The sequence below is a fragment of the Streptomyces sp. NPDC038280 genome (genome assembly GCF_055600045.1).
Window position 1 is genome coordinate 147,213 of record NZ_JBVJYZ010000001.1, and the last position, 14,523, is coordinate 161,735.

The 14,523-nt window shown below is 72.2% G+C and carries 13 protein-coding genes; 6 read left to right on the top strand and 7 right to left on the bottom strand.

The features are described from left to right. The first annotated feature begins 69 nt into the window (after positions 1-69). Positions 70-600, top strand: a complete 531-nt coding sequence (locus tag ACZ7J0_RS00675; protein ID WP_470882802.1) for a hypothetical protein — start codon at positions 70-72, stop codon at positions 598-600. Between the two features lie 104 nt (positions 601-704). Here the strand turns inward: ACZ7J0_RS00675 and ACZ7J0_RS00680 are convergent, their stop codons facing one another. Next, positions 705-1,208, bottom strand: a complete 504-nt coding sequence (locus ACZ7J0_RS00680) for a hypothetical protein (RefSeq protein WP_470882803.1) — start codon at positions 1,206-1,208, stop codon at positions 705-707. 309 nt (positions 1,209-1,517) lie between these two features. On the opposite strand from ACZ7J0_RS00680, the gene ACZ7J0_RS00685 reads away from it, so the two are divergent. Further along, complete coding sequence (locus ACZ7J0_RS00685) at positions 1,518-2,177, top strand: class F sortase (protein WP_470882804.1); 660 nt, start codon at positions 1,518-1,520, stop codon at positions 2,175-2,177. A gap of 18 nt (positions 2,178-2,195) precedes the next feature. Here ACZ7J0_RS00685 and ACZ7J0_RS00690 read toward each other — a convergent pair whose 3' ends face one another. Continuing rightward, positions 2,196-3,032: a polysaccharide deacetylase family protein gene (locus tag ACZ7J0_RS00690; protein ID WP_470882805.1), complete on the bottom strand. Its 837-nt coding sequence runs from the start codon at positions 3,030-3,032 to the stop codon at positions 2,196-2,198. 96 nt (positions 3,033-3,128) lie between these two features. Then, positions 3,129-6,434: a bifunctional lysylphosphatidylglycerol synthetase/lysine--tRNA ligase LysX gene (lysX, locus tag ACZ7J0_RS00695; protein WP_470882806.1), complete on the bottom strand. Its 3,306-nt coding sequence runs from the start codon at positions 6,432-6,434 to the stop codon at positions 3,129-3,131. 91 nt (positions 6,435-6,525) lie between these two features. Here lysX and ACZ7J0_RS00700 point away from each other — a divergent pair, with 91 nt between their 5' ends. Continuing rightward, a complete protein-coding gene (locus tag ACZ7J0_RS00700; RefSeq protein WP_470882807.1) occupies positions 6,526-6,990 on the top strand; it encodes a universal stress protein in 465 nt (154 codons plus the stop codon). A gap of 137 nt (positions 6,991-7,127) precedes the next feature. Then, complete coding sequence (locus ACZ7J0_RS00705; protein ID WP_470882808.1) at positions 7,128-8,567, top strand: amino acid permease; 1,440 nt, start codon at positions 7,128-7,130, stop codon at positions 8,565-8,567. Between the two features lie 30 nt (positions 8,568-8,597). On the opposite strand, the gene ACZ7J0_RS00710 is transcribed toward ACZ7J0_RS00705, so the two are convergent. Further along, complete coding sequence (locus ACZ7J0_RS00710) at positions 8,598-9,794, bottom strand: CapA family protein (protein ID WP_470882809.1); 1,197 nt, start codon at positions 9,792-9,794, stop codon at positions 8,598-8,600. 191 nt (positions 9,795-9,985) lie between these two features. On the opposite strand from ACZ7J0_RS00710, the gene ACZ7J0_RS00715 reads away from it, so the two are divergent. After that, on the top strand, positions 9,986-10,399 hold the full coding sequence (locus tag ACZ7J0_RS00715) for a PaaI family thioesterase (RefSeq protein ID WP_470882810.1): 414 nt from the start codon (positions 9,986-9,988) through the stop codon (positions 10,397-10,399). Between the two features lie 238 nt (positions 10,400-10,637). After that, a complete protein-coding gene (locus tag ACZ7J0_RS00720; RefSeq protein WP_470882811.1) occupies positions 10,638-11,147 on the top strand; it encodes a hypothetical protein in 510 nt (169 codons plus the stop codon). On the opposite strand, the gene ACZ7J0_RS00725 is transcribed toward ACZ7J0_RS00720, so the two are convergent. Genes ACZ7J0_RS00725 through ACZ7J0_RS00735 form a run of 3 tightly spaced genes read right to left on the bottom strand, consistent with a single transcriptional unit; the run spans position 11,141 to position 14,513 of the window. Beyond that, positions 11,141-12,361 carry a sensor histidine kinase gene (locus ACZ7J0_RS00725; protein ID WP_470882812.1) on the bottom strand — a complete coding sequence of 407 codons (1,221 nt, stop codon included), beginning with the start codon at positions 12,359-12,361 and terminating at the stop codon, positions 11,141-11,143. The genes ACZ7J0_RS00720 and ACZ7J0_RS00725 overlap by 7 nt on opposite strands. Continuing rightward, positions 12,358-14,118, bottom strand: a complete 1,761-nt coding sequence (locus tag ACZ7J0_RS00730; protein WP_470882813.1) for a sodium/solute symporter — start codon at positions 14,116-14,118, stop codon at positions 12,358-12,360. The genes ACZ7J0_RS00725 and ACZ7J0_RS00730 overlap by 4 nt, the downstream gene beginning before the upstream one ends. After that, complete coding sequence (locus ACZ7J0_RS00735; RefSeq protein WP_470882814.1) at positions 14,115-14,513, bottom strand: hypothetical protein; 399 nt, start codon at positions 14,511-14,513, stop codon at positions 14,115-14,117. The genes ACZ7J0_RS00730 and ACZ7J0_RS00735 overlap by 4 nt, the downstream gene beginning before the upstream one ends. Between the last annotated feature and the right edge of the window lie 10 nt (positions 14,514-14,523).

Below are 14,523 nucleotides of genomic sequence, written 5' to 3' on the forward strand. Positions count from 1 at the left end.
GAGGTGCATTTCCCGCGATTTGTGGAAACCCCTTCCGCAGCTGCTCCTCGGAGACCCGGAGGATTCACCATGCGCGCGATACGTGCCGCATCAGCCGCTCTGCTGGGAGCGGCCGCACTCGCCCTGACCGCTCCCGCCGCGTCCGCGGCCGACACCGCGAAGGCTCCGGGCGACTTCGTCATCACGCCCTCGACGGTCGCCCCGGGCGGCCGGGTCACCCTGGCGGCGCCCGGCTGCGCCACCACCGCCACGGCGTCCTCGGGCGTCTTCGACACGGTGACGATCCCGCCCGGAAGTTCCGCGACGGCCACGGTGGACCTGGACGCCAAGCGAGGCGCCGTGTACACGGTGCACTTCGTCTGCAGCGGCAGCACGACGGGCACCCTCGACCTCACCATCGCCGGCGGCGCGACGACCACGCCGACGCCGACGATCAGCTCGACCGCGCTCACCCCGTCGCGGGGCGTCCGGGGCGGCTTCGGCGGCGCCGTCAGCGGGATGAACACCGGGATGCTCGCCGCGGGCACCGGCCTCGTGGTCGTGGCGGCCACCGGCGTCATCTACGTGCTGCGGCGCCGTGCCGAGGAGCGCCGGCACTGACGTCTCACGCGCCGCGCGCAGGCTGCAGCAGCACGCCCGTCGCCCCCGGGTCCTGGCGAGGACTCGGGGGCGACGGGCGTACTCGGACCGGGAGGTTCGGCCGGTCAGACCTTTCCGCCGGCCAGACGGCGGCGACGGGCGACGAAGACACCGCCGCCGAGGGCGGCCACGGCGACCAGGCCGCCGCCGACCGCCATCTCCGTGGAGCTCGGGCCGAGCGAGCCGCCGAGGCCGCCCATCGCGCCGCGCCCGGACAGCACGGTGAACTGGGCGGTGGCTACCGCGCTGCTGTCGTTGCACCGGACAGCCAGGTTGTACTGACCGGGCGTCGCGCTGTCGAAGATACGGGCGACTGCGGTCGAGATGCCGTTGGAGCTGGACGAGAGGGTCGTCGTCGGGAACGCGTTCGACGTGACCGTGCCCCCGCGGTTGCAGCCCCGTGCGGTGATGGTCAGGGTCGACCCCTGGTGGACCGAGAAGGGCGTGACGGTGACATCGCGTGGACCGGTGCCCCCGCTGCCCCCGTTGACGGCGAGCGCGACGGGGGCCATGAGCCCGAGGGTCGCGCAGGCGGTGGCGGCCACCGCCAGAGTGCGTGCAGCACGCATTGTGGAACCTCCAGCGAAAGGCGCCCCAAAGCGGTGCTCCGGGAGATTCGACGAGTACGCCTTTCATGACGAACCCTCACAAATGCGGGCACGTCTCGCATGTCGGCACTGGTCCACTCCGGTGAGCCGACACGCCGCGCCGGGGGCCGCGAACCTGACGGACCCGCAGGTCACAGCCCGTCAGAACTTTTATATGGCGAATACTCGGATGGGCCATCCCCCTGTCACCCGCCACCCGTTCGCCCCTCCCCGATCGCCGGTTCGGCATCGTGCGCTTACCGTGCGAGCAGATGTCACGAAAGGAGAACCATGGGCCTGCATTTCGGCGGCTCGGAGTTTTTCAAGCGGCGCTCGCCCTGGGGCGCCCTGGCTCTCGTCATGCTCTCCGGCATGGCGATGATGCGCAACGGCGTGGACGCGAGCATGGGTCCGCCCCAGCCCGCCGCCGCGGCCGCGCCCGACACCCGCCCCCTCGGCTCGGCGCCCACCCCGCCGGCCTCGTTGCAGACGCTGCCGTACGCCCCCGCGTCGAGGATCAAGATGCCCGCCATCCGGGTCGACGCCGCGATCATGGACGTCGGTCTGGACCCGAACGGCTGGATCCAGGCTCCGCCGCCGCAGGACTCGAACATGGCCGGCTGGTACCAGAACGGCATCGCGCCCGGCCAGCGCGGCACTTCCGTGATCGTCGGCCATGTCGACAACGCCTCGGGTCCGGCCGTCTTCTACGGTCTCGGCTCCCTGGAGAAGGGCCAGCACGTCGAGGTGGAGCGGTACGACGGCCGGGTCGCCGTCTTCGAGGTGTACGGCGTGGAGGTGTACGCGAAGGACAACTTCCCCGGCCTCCAGGTCTACGGCGACTCCGGGCACGCCGAGCTCCGGGTGATCACCTGCGGCGGCGGCTACTCGAGGGGCAGCGGCTACTCGGGCAATGTGGTGGTCTTCGCCCGGATGGTCGCCACGCGCTGAGCGGCCGCCGCCCGGCGGTCAGCGGGGGGGCACCGTGATCCGGTACCCCGCGTCGAGCAGTTCAGGCAGATAGAGGCGCAAGGCGGCGACGCTCTGGGAGCGGTCGCCGCCCGCGTCGTGCGAGAGCACGACAACGCCTGGACCCGCGCCGTCCAGGACCCTGCGCACGATCGCGTCGGTACCGGGCTCCTCCCAGTCGAGGGTGTCGCAGGTCCAGGCGAGCGGCTCCATGCCCAGCTCGGCGCCGATCTCGAACGAGTGCCGGTTCCACGCCCCGTAGGGGGCCCGGTACCAGAGCGGGGGGCTGCCGAGGGTCTTCTCGACCACCTCGCTGGTGCTGCCCAGCTCCTTGCGGATACGGGACGGGGCGAGCTTCGGGACGAGCGGGTGCGACCAGGTGTGGTTGCCGACGACATGGCCGTCGTCGGCCATCTGCTTCAGCAGGTCGGGGTGCTCGACGGCCATCTCGCCGCAGACGAAGAACATCGCGCGGACGCCGTACTGGCGCAGGGTGCGCAGAATGCCGGGGGTGTAGCGGGGGTCGGGCCCGTCGTCGAAGGTGAGCACCATCGACCGGCCGACGCCGGACATCCGCAGGAACGGCCGCTGGCGGACCGGCGGAAGCGCCCGGCGGAAACGCGGAGGCGTGGCCGCGGTCATGGGCTGGAGACGGTACGTGGAGGGGCGGAGGCGGGCCTTGACCGGGGGGCCCGCCGCCACGTGCGGGACGGCGGGGGCCCGGCCGGGGGTCGCGGCCCGCTCGGCGGCGAAGACACCGACCGTGGCGGTGGCCCCGAGCGCGGCGGCGAGGCGCAGAACCGCCCTGCGCCGCGGGGGCATCTCATCGTTTTTCATGACTAATGGCTCGCATGGCGGATGTCGCCACGCCGGGGCAACACGGTGCCGGGGCACCGAAAACACCCGATGAGCCCATCGCCGGGCCGGGCCGGCTCAGTGCCGCCGCACCAGAGGGAACGGCAGCGTCTCGCGAATGGTGAGCCCGGTGAGGAACATGACCAGCCGGTCGACCCCGATCCCGAGCCCGCCGGTCGGCGGCATCGCGTACTCCAGGGCGTCGAGGAAGTCCTCGTCGAGCTCCATCGCCTCCGGGTCGCCACCGGCGGCGAGCAGCGACTGCGCGGTCAGCCGGCGCCGCTGCTCCACCGGGTCGGTCAACTCCGAGTAGGCCGTGCCGAGTTCGGTGCCGAAGGCGACCAGGTCCCAGCGTTCGGCGAGCCTCGGGTCGTGGCGGTGCTGCCGAGTCAGCGGGGAGACGTCGGTCGGGAAGTCCTTGTAGAAGGTGGGCACCTTGGTCCGCTCCTCGACCAGCCGCTCGTACATCTCCAGGACGACGTCCCCGCGGCTGTCGTCGGGCGTGTGCGGCACCCCGGCGCGGTCGCACAGCGTGCGCAGGACCCGTTCGTCGGTACCGGCGTCGACCTCCTCCCCGAGCGCCTCGGACACCGCGCCGTACACCGTCCTCACCGGCCAGGGCCCGGAGATGTCGTGCACCTCCAGCTTTCCGTCCGGGCCGGCCTTGTGGGCGACGGGGGCGCCGAAGGCGGCGACGGCCGCGCCCTGGATCAGCTCGCGGGTCAGCTCGAGCATCACGTCGTAGTCGGCGAAGGCCTGATAGGCCTCGAGCATCGTGAATTCCGGGTTGTGCTTGTAGGAGACGCCCTCGTTGCGGAAGGTGCGGCCCATCTCGAACACCTTTTCCAGGCCGCCCACGCACAGCCGCTTCAGGTAGAGCTCGGGCGCGATCCGCAGATAGAGGTCGAGGTCGTAGGCGTTGATGTGGGTGGTGAAGGGGCGGGCGTTGGCCCCGCCGTGGATCTGCTGGAGCATCGGGGTCTCGACCTCCAGATAGCCGCGGTCCAGGAGGCCCTGGCGCAGCGCCTGGACGGCGGTGGAGCGGGCGCGTACGACGTCGCGGGCGTCCGGGCGGGCGACGAGGTCGAGATAGCGGCGGCGCACGCGCGCCTCCGGGTCGGCGAGCCCGCGCCGCTTGTCGGGCAGGGGCCGCAGGCACTTGGCGGTGAGCTGCCAGTCGGTGACGAGGACGGAGATCTCGCCGCGGTCACTGGCGCCGATGTCACCGGTGGCGGCGACATGGTCGCCGAGGTCGATGTCACGGGTGAAACGGCGCAGTACACCGGGGCCGGAGCCGTCCCGGGTGAGGAGGAGCTGCCGGTCCCCCGACCAGTCGCGCAGCACGGCGAAGACGACTCCCCCGAAGTCGCGTACGGCCATGACACGTCCGGCGACGGTGACCCGCTCGCCGCGCCGGGCGGCGGTGACCTCGGCGAGCGTGGCGGTGCGCGGTGCGATCCCGACGGGATACGGGTCGACGCCGTCGGCGCGCAGGCGCTCCAGCTTGCGGTGACGGATCCGCACCTGCTCGGGCAGCCGCCGCTCCCGCTCCGCCGCCGAGGCGTCGGGTCCGGTCAGCCCGAGGGAGTCGATCGACGGCAGGCCCTCGGTGGTGACGGGGTTGGTGACGCCCCTGGGGCGGCCCTTGCCCCAGAGCTTGCGCAGGCTCGGTACGGAGACGAAGCCCTCGGCGATGCCCGAGGCGAGGCCGATCCGGGCGAGGGAGCCGGCGTCCCCGTAACAGAGGAAGCGGGGATACCACTCGGGCTGGTACTTCACATTGGACCGGTACAGCGCCTCCAGCTGCCACCACTTGGAGAAGAAGAGCAGCAGCCTCCGCCAGGCGCGCAGGACGGGGCCGGCGCCGATCCTGGCGCCCTCCTCGAAGACCGAGCGGAACACGGCGAAGTTGAGGGAGATCCGGCGCACCCCGAGCTTCGGGGCCGCCGCGCACAGCTCGGCGACCATGAACTCCATGACGCCGTTGGGGGCGGTGCGGTCACGGCGCATCAGGTCGAGCGAGATACCGTCGCGCCCCCAGGGGACGAAGGAGAGCAGCGCGATCAGTTCGCCCTGGCCGTCGAAGGCCTCGACCAGCAGACAGTCACCGTCGGCGGGGTCGCCGAGCCGGTCCAGGGCCATGGAGAAGCCGCGTTCGGTCTCGGTGTCGCGCCAGGCGTCGGCCCGGTCGACGATGCGGCGCATCTCCTCGTCGGTGAGCCGGGTGTGGCGGCGGACGGTGATGCTCGCGCCGGTACGCGCGACCCGGTTGACAGCCTGACGGGTCACCCGCATCTCACGGCCGGTCAGGTCGAAGCGGGCGACCTGCAGGATCGCCTCGTCGCCGAGCTGGATGGCGCCGAGTCCGGAGCGGGCGTAGGCCCTCGCGCCCTCCTCGGACGCCCCCATCACGGCGGGGGCCCAGGCGTAGCGGCGGGCGACGTCCAGCCAGGCCTCGATCGCCTGTGTCCATGCCTCACGATCGCCGACCGGGTCGCCGCTGGCCAGGCAGACGCCGGCCTCGACGCGGTAGGTGACGGCGGCCTTGCCGCTGGGCGAGAAGACGACGGCCTTGTCGCGGCGCGTGGCGAAGTAACCGAGCGAGTCCTGGGAGCCGTACGCCCCGAGCAGGGCCCGGATGCGCGGCTCCTCGTCTCCGTGCAGGGCGGCTTCCATGCGCTGGGAGCGGAAGAGCGTCGCGGCGGACGCCAGCAGCGCGAGGGCGCCGAAGAGCCCGGGGAAGAAGAAGAGCAGCCGGGGCGGGCGCCCGTCGAACTGCTCGCCGGACACCAGCCCGCCGAGGACCCGGTTCGCCGCCCACAGCAGCCGCTGCCCCCGCGGGAGCGTGCCCGGGAACAGCTCGATCAGGCCCCATGCCACGAGCACACCGGCGGCGAGCCCGAGGACCAGCACGAGCAGCGCCCTCCGCAGGGCACCGCGCCGGGTCCTGGCGTAGAACTCGTGGCGGCCGAGGACCAGGAGCGTCAGCGCGGCGGCGCTGACGACGAGGTTGGGGATCCAGATCCAGTCGCTGTCGAAGGCGAGCAGCAGGACGTCGGAGAGGAGGAGCAGGGCCAGATAGGCGACGACCAGCCACCAGGCCGCCTTCTTGCGGGCGCCGATTGCGGCGGCGAGCAGCAGCAGGAAGACCGCGTAGGCGAGGTTGGCGCTCACGGGGACGGCGACCCGGTCGAGGAACCGGACGATCGGCCCCAGTCCCGCGCGCAGGGGCGGAACGAGGGAGAGCAGCGCGCAGAAGAGCCCGAGCCCGGAGAAGAACACGGCGAAGGCGTTCGGGACCTTGCTCAGGAATTCGCTGCGTCCCGGGCCGGAGGCACGGGCGGAAGAGGGTGCGGGAGAGGGCTGCCCCACGCTGACACTCATGCTCCGACTCTAAGGAGCCCCCGCCGGGGTCGCCTGTCGGGTGAGAAGGGGCCGGGCACCATCCGAAAGGGCAGGCCGTAGCCTTGGTGGTGTGAGTGAGCAGCGGCAGCCCGAGCGGTTCGAGCGGGGGACGGACGGTCCGAAGGTGATCGTGGCCGGCGTCGACGGATCGCAGTCGTCGCTGCGCGCGGCGGCCTACGCGGGCGGTCTGGCGCGCCGCCAGAACGCGCTGCTGGCGCTGGTGTACGTCCAGCCGGTGATGCCGGCCGGCGCGGCGCTCGGGGCGCCGGTGGCGGACACCACCGGTGAGATCGCCGAGGGGCTGGTGGCCGAGATCCGGGAGGCGGCCGAGCGGGTCAGGGAGATCTGGGAGGTCCGTTGGGAGTTCCACACCTTCCGCGGCGATCCGTACACGGGTCTGGTGAGGGCGGCCGACGAGCTCAAGGCGGATGCCGTGGTGGTGGGTGCGTCGGAGTCGGCGGGACACCGGCTCGTCGGATCGGTCGCGGTGCGGCTGGTGAAGGCCGGCCGCTGGCCGGTGACCGTTGTGCCGTAGCCCGCGCGGACCGTGTGTCGGCGCTCGTGGTCGTCGCGCGTGCGTGACGATCGCCTGAGTGCCGTCTTCCGTGGGCGGCGCCGGTGGGCCATCATGGCCCGCCGTCAGCCGATGCCGTCTGCGAAGAGGTGACGTCCATGGCCGGATTCCGGATGGGACACGGCGTGCTGCGCCGCAAGCCCATCGAGCAGATCGAAGAGACCGACGTCCACCAGCGGCTGACCCGGACCCTGGGTCTGTGGCAGCTGACCGCCATCGGCGTCGGTGGCATCATCGGCGCCGGCATCTTCACGCTGGCCGGCACGGTCGCCAACGGCACGGCCGGGCCCGCGGTGCTGCTGTCGTTCCTGATCGCGGGCGTGGCCAGCGCGGCGGCGGCCTTCAGCTACGCGGAGTTCGCGGGGCTGATCCCCAAGGCCGGTTCCGCGTACACGTACGGCTACGCGGTCCTCGGCGAGCTGGTCGGCTGGTTCATCGGCTGGGACCTGCTGCTCGAGTACACCGCGATCGTGGCGGTCGTCGCCATCGGGATCTCGGGCTACTTCAGCTTCCTGATCGAGGAGATGGGCGCCGAGCTGCCCGCCTGGATGCTGGGCGCGCCGGGCACCGGCGACGGCCACCGGGTCGATCTCTTCGCGGCGCTGCTGTGTCTGCTGATCGCCTATCTGCTGACGCTCGGCATCAAGAACGCGGCCCGCTTCGAGACGGTCGTAGTGGTGCTGAAGGTGTTGGTGGTGCTGCTGGTGATCGGAGTGGGTTTCTTCCACATCGACACCTCGAACTACGACCCGTTCTTCCCCTATGGCGTCGGCGGCGCGTTCACCGGCGCGGCGACGGTGTTCTTCGCGGTCTTCGGGTACGACGCCATGTCGACGGCGGCCGAGGAGTCCAAGGACGCCCAGCGCCACATGCCGAAGGCGATCCTGTACTCGCTGGCCATCTCGATGGTGCTGTACGTCCTGGCCTGTCTGGTGCTGACGGGCATGCAGAACTACAAGGACATCGACCAGGAGAGCGGGTTCTCGTCGGCGTTCAAGGCGGTGGGGCTCAGCGGGCTCGCGGACGTGATCGCGGTCGGTGCCATCATCGGCATCCTCACCGTCATGTTCACGTTCATGCTCGGCGTCACCCGGGTGTGGTTCAGCATGAGCCGCGACGGGCTGCTGCCGAAGTGGTTCGCGAAGACGCACGAGACGCGCCATGTACCGACCCGGGTGACCTGGATCGTCGGCTTCGCCTCCGCGGCCATCGCCGGCTTCCTGCCGATCGGCGAGGCGGCCGAGCTGACCAACATCGGCATCCTGCTCGCGTTCGTGGTGGTGTGCGTCGCGGTCATCGTGCTGCGCTACAAGCGACCCGAGCTGCCGCGTACCTTCCGCTGCCCGGGGATGCCGGTGGTGCCCGCGCTCGGCGTGGTCTTCTCGATCTGGCTGATCACGTTCCTGCAGTGGCAGACATGGGTGCGGTTCGCGGTCTGGTTCCTGGTCGGTCTGGTCGTGTACTTCGGCTACTCGTACCGCAAGTCGGAGCTGGCCAGGGCGGAGGAGGAGGCGCCGGAGCCACCGCCCGGCGGCTGACCGGCCTCTGCTTCCCCCCTCACCCCGCCACTACTTGCCCATTACCAGACCGTCCTTGGCCGCGCCCCGGCCGAGGACGGTCGCGCGGATCGAGTTGCGTACGCCGGTGAAGCCGGCGCCCGCGTCGATGGCGGCGTTGAGGTTGAGCACGCGGCCGGAATCGAGGTCGAACATCTGGGGGAGGAACTCGGCCTTGGTGACGTCCCAGCGCGCCCCGGGAGTGCGGGGAGGCATGAAGGTGAAGCGGCCGAGGGTGCCCTGGTTGCCCCGTGGATCGAACCTTCCGGAGTAGTTGTACATGTCGCCGGCGATCTGGTCGCCCATGCCGTAGATGATCCAGGTGCCGTTGACCTTCTCGTACGCCTGCGGGATGTGGGCATGGGTGCCGATGATCAGGTCGATGTCGGGCCGGGCGCCGGTCTTGGAGGCGGTGAGCGCCCTGCCGAGGGTCAGTTGGCGCTCGTCGGGGTCGGTCTGCCACTCGGTGCCCCAGTGCATGCTGACCACGACCACGTCGGCACCGGCCTTCCGGGCTTCCCTCGCATCGGCGATGATCTTGTTCTGGTCAATGAGGTCGACCGCCCAGGGCTGCCCCTCGGGGAGCGGGTAGCCATTGGTGGCGTACGTGTAGGCGAGCTGTGCGACGGTCGCGCCGCCCGCCTTGAGCAGGGTGGGGCGGGCGGCCTCGGCGGCGGTCCGCGCGGAGCCCGCGTGCCGGACGCCCGCCTTGTCGAGGGCGTCCAGGGTGCGTCGCAGGCCGGCGGCGCCGTCGTCCAGACTGTGGTTGGAGGCCGTGGAGCAGGAGTCGTAGCCGGTCGCCCGCAGCGCGGCGGCGACCTGGGGCGGCGAGACGAAGGCCGGGTAGCCGCTGAAGGGGCCGTCTTCCTCGCCGTACACCGTCTCCATGTGGCAGATCGCCAGGTCGGCCCCGGAGACGACCGGCGCGACGCCGGCGAGCATGGGCCGGAAGTCGTAGCCAGAGCCGCCGGCGTCGGCGGCGGCCCGGCGGATGATCGAGTCGTGCGGCAGGACGTCTCCCGAGGCGACGAGGGTGAAGCCGGCCGGCGCCGAGGCGCCGCCGCCGACCGCCGAGGGGGCGGTGGGGCGCCCGGACTCCCCCCGGGGCAGCGCGCCTTCCGCGTTCGTGCTCACGCCGGAACAGCCGGTCGCCGCCGCGAGCAGGGCGGCCGCGACGGCCACCGCTCCGTGACGCATGCGCTTGGTCATCAGCCCAGCTCCGAATGCATGAGTGCGACGATCGGACTGTCTGACAACACAGGGGAGGCAAGGCCCCGTCAAGGATCAAGGCCGGTGAACGCCCCAAACACCCCCCAAGGGCGCATCGCTCCGCCGGCCGGCGGCGAACCGCCGCCCGCGCGCCCTTCCCTCCCGCGCCACCGCCCCCGCACAATGCCCCTGTGACGCTGACTCTCGCCGCCGCCGAAAAGATCCTCGCCGACAACTTCGCCCCCTGGGTCCTCGATCTCGGCCTCTGCGTGGTCGACACCGGCGAACAGGAAGCCGTCCTGCGCCTCCCGTGGTCGGACCGGCTCGCCCGCGAGGGCGGCGGGCTCAGCGGCCAGGCCCTGATGGCCGCCGCGGACACGGCGACGGTCGTGGCGGTGTCGGCCGCGCGCGGCGGCTTCGTCCCCATGACGACCGTGCAACAGTCGATCACCTTCCAGCGGGCGGTACTGGGCGCCGACGTCCTGGTGCACGCCCGGCTGACCAAGACCGGCCGGCGCATGGCATTCGCGGACATCACCATGCGCGCCGAGGACTCGGACGAGACGGCCGCACACGCGACCGCCGTGTACGCCCTGCTTGGCTGACGCATCGTCATATCCCTGCCATGCGGCGGCTCGTGAGCCGCCCCGTAGGTCCCGTACGTCACCGCCGTCCCCCCGCTCCCCATCCGCCACGGCGCGGCCGGAAAACGTATCCGAAACCACACCCGCGAGTTGAGCAAAGAGCGGCCCGCGCCCGTGTCTCACGGTGGAGGCTCGTCGTCTAGGTCGGTGTGGCCCGACGAGGGCCCGCCCCGAAGACGTCCGGGAGAAGGTGGGAGCGTTGCTGCCCGAGAGCACGAACGGCACCGGCGGAGGAGAGGACCCCTGCGCCGTCCCCATGGCCTGGTGGTCCGCCGAGTCCATGGCCGACGAGCTGCTGCGCACCGGCCGGCTCGTGGACCCGGGCTCGCTGGAGTACCAGGCCGGCAGACAGACCCTGGCACTCACCATCTACCTCTGCGACGACGCGGACGCGCGCGCCGGCGCCCGGGCGGCGGCCCGGCCCGACGAGTGGCTCTCGCGCACGTCGTACGACCATCCCTGGCCGCAGTGGGTCCGCGCGCGCCTCGCCGAGCGAGCCGCGCGGGACCGGCGCCACGGTCCGGGGCCCGACCTCCTGCTGGCCCTGGAGGTCTGGCGGAGGCTGGAGGCGACGGAGATGCTCGCCACCGATCTCAGGGGCCGCTCCCCCGGCGGGACCGGGTCCTCCGTCGAGGAGGCGGACCAGGTCTGGACGCCGGCCTGGCAGTTGGGCCTCCCCCTGGGACACCTGGCCATCCACCTCTACTGACGGTCGGGACGGTTCGGGGTCCGGTGGACGCCCGCGCGGTACTTCGGGATCCGTACCGTGACCTTCATCCCGGCGCCGACGCCGGTCTCGGCGACGAGACCGTACTCATCCCCGTACACCTGGCGCAGCCGCTCGTCCACATTGGACAGGCCGATGCCGGACGACGCGGGCCGCTCGCCCGCGAGGATCGCCCGCAGCAGGTCCGGCTCCATGCCCACCCCGTCGTCCTCGATGGTGACCACGGCCTCGGAGCCCGCGTCGCGGGCGGCGATCGTGACCGCGCACGCCTCAGTGGAATCCTCGAGACCGTGCTTGACGGCGTTCTCCACCAGGGGCTGGAGACACAGGAACGGCAGCGTCACCGGGAGCACTTCGGGCGCGATCTGCAGCGTCACCTTGAGCCGGTCACCGAACCGGGCCCCGGCGAGCGCCAAGTACTGCTCGATGGACCGGAGTTCGTCGGCCAGGTGGGTGAAGTCACCGTGGCGCCGGAACGAGTAGCGCGTGAAGTCGGCGAATTCCAGGAGGAGTTCACGGGCGCGCTCGGGGTCGGTGCGGACGAACGACGCGATGGCCGCGAGCGAGTTGAAGATGAAGTGCGGGGAGATCTGAGCCCTCAGGACCCGGATCTCCGCCTCGATGAGCCGGGTGCGGGAGCGGTCGAGTTCGGCCAGCTCCAGCTGTACGGAGACCCAGCGGGCCACCTCGGTCGCGGCCCGCACCAGCACCGCCGACTCGCGCGAGCCGTATGCCACCAGCGCGCCGAGCACACCCTCCTCGCCGGTGAGTGGGGCGATCACGGCCCAGCGCAGGGGGCATTCCGGATCGGCGCACTCGATGTGGGCGCTCTGGCCGCGGCCGGACCCGAGGAGCCCGGCGACCTGTTCCATGACCTGGGCGCGGTGGTGGTCGCCGCCCGGACCGTCCCAGGCGAGCACCGACTCGCGGTCGGTGAGGCAGAGCGCCTCGGTTCCGAGGAGGGAGCGCAGCCTGCGGGCGGCCTTGCGAGCGGTGTCCTCGGTGAGCCCGGCGCGCAGCGGCGGCGCGGCGAGGGAGGCGGTGTGCAAGGTCTGGAAGGTGGCCCGTTCGACGGGGGTGCCGAGGTCGAGGTCCGGCTTGCCGCCGCGCCGGACGGAGAGCCGCCCGAGAGCGACCCCGGCGGCGAGGAGCACGACGCCGGCGGCGGTGAGCGTCGCGAGGTGCGCCCCGCTCACCGCTCGGCCCCTTCCGGCTGCGGTCGGTCGGCGAGGTCCTCGGGAAGGTGCAGCCGTGCGAGGATCGCCGGGGTTCCGGCGGGTATGTGGCGCGCGGTGGCCAGCGACACCGACACCATGGTGAGGAAGCCGAGCGGGACCGACCAGACAGCGGGCCAGGCCATCAGGGTGTGCGGCCAGCCGTCGGGGGCGAGCCCGGCCCGGGTCGTCATGACGGCGGTGAGCGCGGACCCGCCGCCGACGACGAGCCCGGCCACCGCCCCGGGCGGGGTGAGCCGCCGCCACCAGATACCGAGCACGAGCAGCGGGCAGAACGAGGACGCGGAGACGGCGAACGCGAGCCCCACCGCGTCGGCCACCGGCACGTTGGAGGCCACCACGCTGACAGCCAGGGGCACCGCCACGGCGAGCACGGTCGCCAGCCGGAAGTGGCGTACGCCGCGCGAGGGAAGCACGTCCTGGGTCAGCACACCGGCGACCGACATGGTGAGCCCCGACGCCGTGGAGAGGAACGCCGCGAACGCCCCGCCGGCCAGCAGCGCGCCGAGCAGGTCCCCGGCGACCCCGCCGATGATCCGGTCGGGCAGGACGAGCACGGCGGCGTCGGCGGCACCGGTGAGGGCCAGCTCGGGGGCGTAGATCCGGCCGAGCGCGCCGTAGACCGGCGGCAGCAGGTAGAAGACGCCGACGAGGCCGAGGACGACGACGGTGGTGCGGCGCGCGGCGCGGCCGTTGGGGCTGGTGTAGAAGCGGACGGCGACATGGGGAAGCCCCATCGTGCCCAGGAACGTGGCGAGGATCAGCCCGTAGGTGGCGTACAGCTGGTGGCCGTCACGGCCTCCGGCCAGCGGCTGCGACCAGCCGTGGGGGTTCCCCCGGCCGAAGGCTGAAGGAGGATCGGTCCCGGTGGCGGCCCGCTCGGGGACCTGGGCGCCGGGGGGAAAGCGCAGGGTGGTGCCCGACTCGATCCGATGGCTGCCCTCGGCGAGGGTCACCCGCTGTTCGTCGTACGCGGCGGAGTCGACGCGTCCGGCGACGGTGAGCGTCAGCGGCGCGTCGAGCTCGATCCGTACGGTGTCGCCGACACGGACGTCGGTGTGCTCCCGGAAGACGGCGGGCGCGTCGAACCGCGCGCGGGGCGTCTCGTCCCCGACCCACGCGGTGACGAGGAAGAGCGCGGGCACGAGCAGCGCGGTGAGCTTGAGCCAGTACTGAAAGGCCTGGACGAAGGTGATGCTGCGCATCCCGCCCGCCGCGACGGCGCCGGTCACGACGACCGCGACGACGAGTCCGCCGACCCATCCGGGCGCGCCGGTGAGGATCTCCAGGGTCAGTCCCGCGCCCTGGAGTTGCGGCAGCAGATAGAGCCATCCGATCCCGACGACGAAGAGGCTGGCGAGCCTGCGCACCTGGGGCGATTCGAGGCGCGCCTCGGCGAAGTCGGAGAGGGTGTACGCCCCCGAGCGGCGCAGCGGGGCGGCCACGAGGACGAGCAGGACCAGATAACCGGCGGTGTATCCGACCGGGTACCAGAGCATCTCGGGGCCCTGGAGGAGGACCAGTCCTGCGATGCCGAGGAAGGAGGCGGCGGAAAGGTACTCGCCGCTGATGGCGGCCGCGTTGAGGGCCGGCTTGACGGTACGGGATGCCACGTAGAAATCGGAGGTGGTCCGGGATATGCGCAGCCCCAGGGCTCCGATGAGAACCGTGGTGAGGACGACGGCGGTGACGGCGGCCACCGCGTAGGTCTGGTTCACCGTCCTTCCACGAGGCCGGTGAAGTCGCGTTCGTTGCGCTCGGCCCTGCGGACGTACCAGCGCGCGATGCCCCAGATGACCGGGTAGACACCCGCGCCGAGGGCCGCCCAGACGACGGGTGCGGAGTCGAGCGCGGCGCCGCCGACCGCGGCCGGGAGCGCGAGCAGCAGCGGGAGCGAGCCCACGAGCAGGGCCAGGGCACCGAGGGCGGAGAGCGCGGCCCGCAGCTGGCTGCGCATCAGGGAGCGGACATAGGTGTGGCCGAGGGTGGTCTGCTCGCTGATCTCGGAGCGCGCGGGCGCGTAGCCGGGCGGCCGGCGGGCGGAGCGCGGCACTCCGGTGACGGTCTCGCGCCGGGGGCGGCGCTGCGGGTCGGACCTGGGCTCTGCGGACATCGGTGCGGAG

Coding starts and splice junctions, on each gene's coding strand:
- ACZ7J0_RS00675 (WP_470882802.1), top strand. CDS start 70: ATGCGCGCGATACGTGCCGCATCAGCCGCTCTGCTGGGAGCGGCCGCA.
- ACZ7J0_RS00680 (WP_470882803.1), bottom strand. CDS start 1,208: ATGCGTGCTGCACGCACTCTGGCGGTGGCCGCCACCGCCTGCGCGACC.
- ACZ7J0_RS00685 (WP_470882804.1), top strand. CDS start 1,518: ATGGGCCTGCATTTCGGCGGCTCGGAGTTTTTCAAGCGGCGCTCGCCC.
- ACZ7J0_RS00690 (WP_470882805.1), bottom strand. CDS start 3,032: ATGAAAAACGATGAGATGCCCCCGCGGCGCAGGGCGGTTCTGCGCCTC.
- lysX (WP_470882806.1), bottom strand. CDS start 6,434: ATGAGTGTCAGCGTGGGGCAGCCCTCTCCCGCACCCTCTTCCGCCCGT.
- ACZ7J0_RS00705 (WP_470882808.1), top strand. CDS start 7,128: ATGGCCGGATTCCGGATGGGACACGGCGTGCTGCGCCGCAAGCCCATC.
- ACZ7J0_RS00710 (WP_470882809.1), bottom strand. CDS start 9,794: ATGACCAAGCGCATGCGTCACGGAGCGGTGGCCGTCGCGGCCGCCCTG.
- ACZ7J0_RS00735 (WP_470882814.1), bottom strand. CDS start 14,513: ATGTCCGCAGAGCCCAGGTCCGACCCGCAGCGCCGCCCCCGGCGCGAG.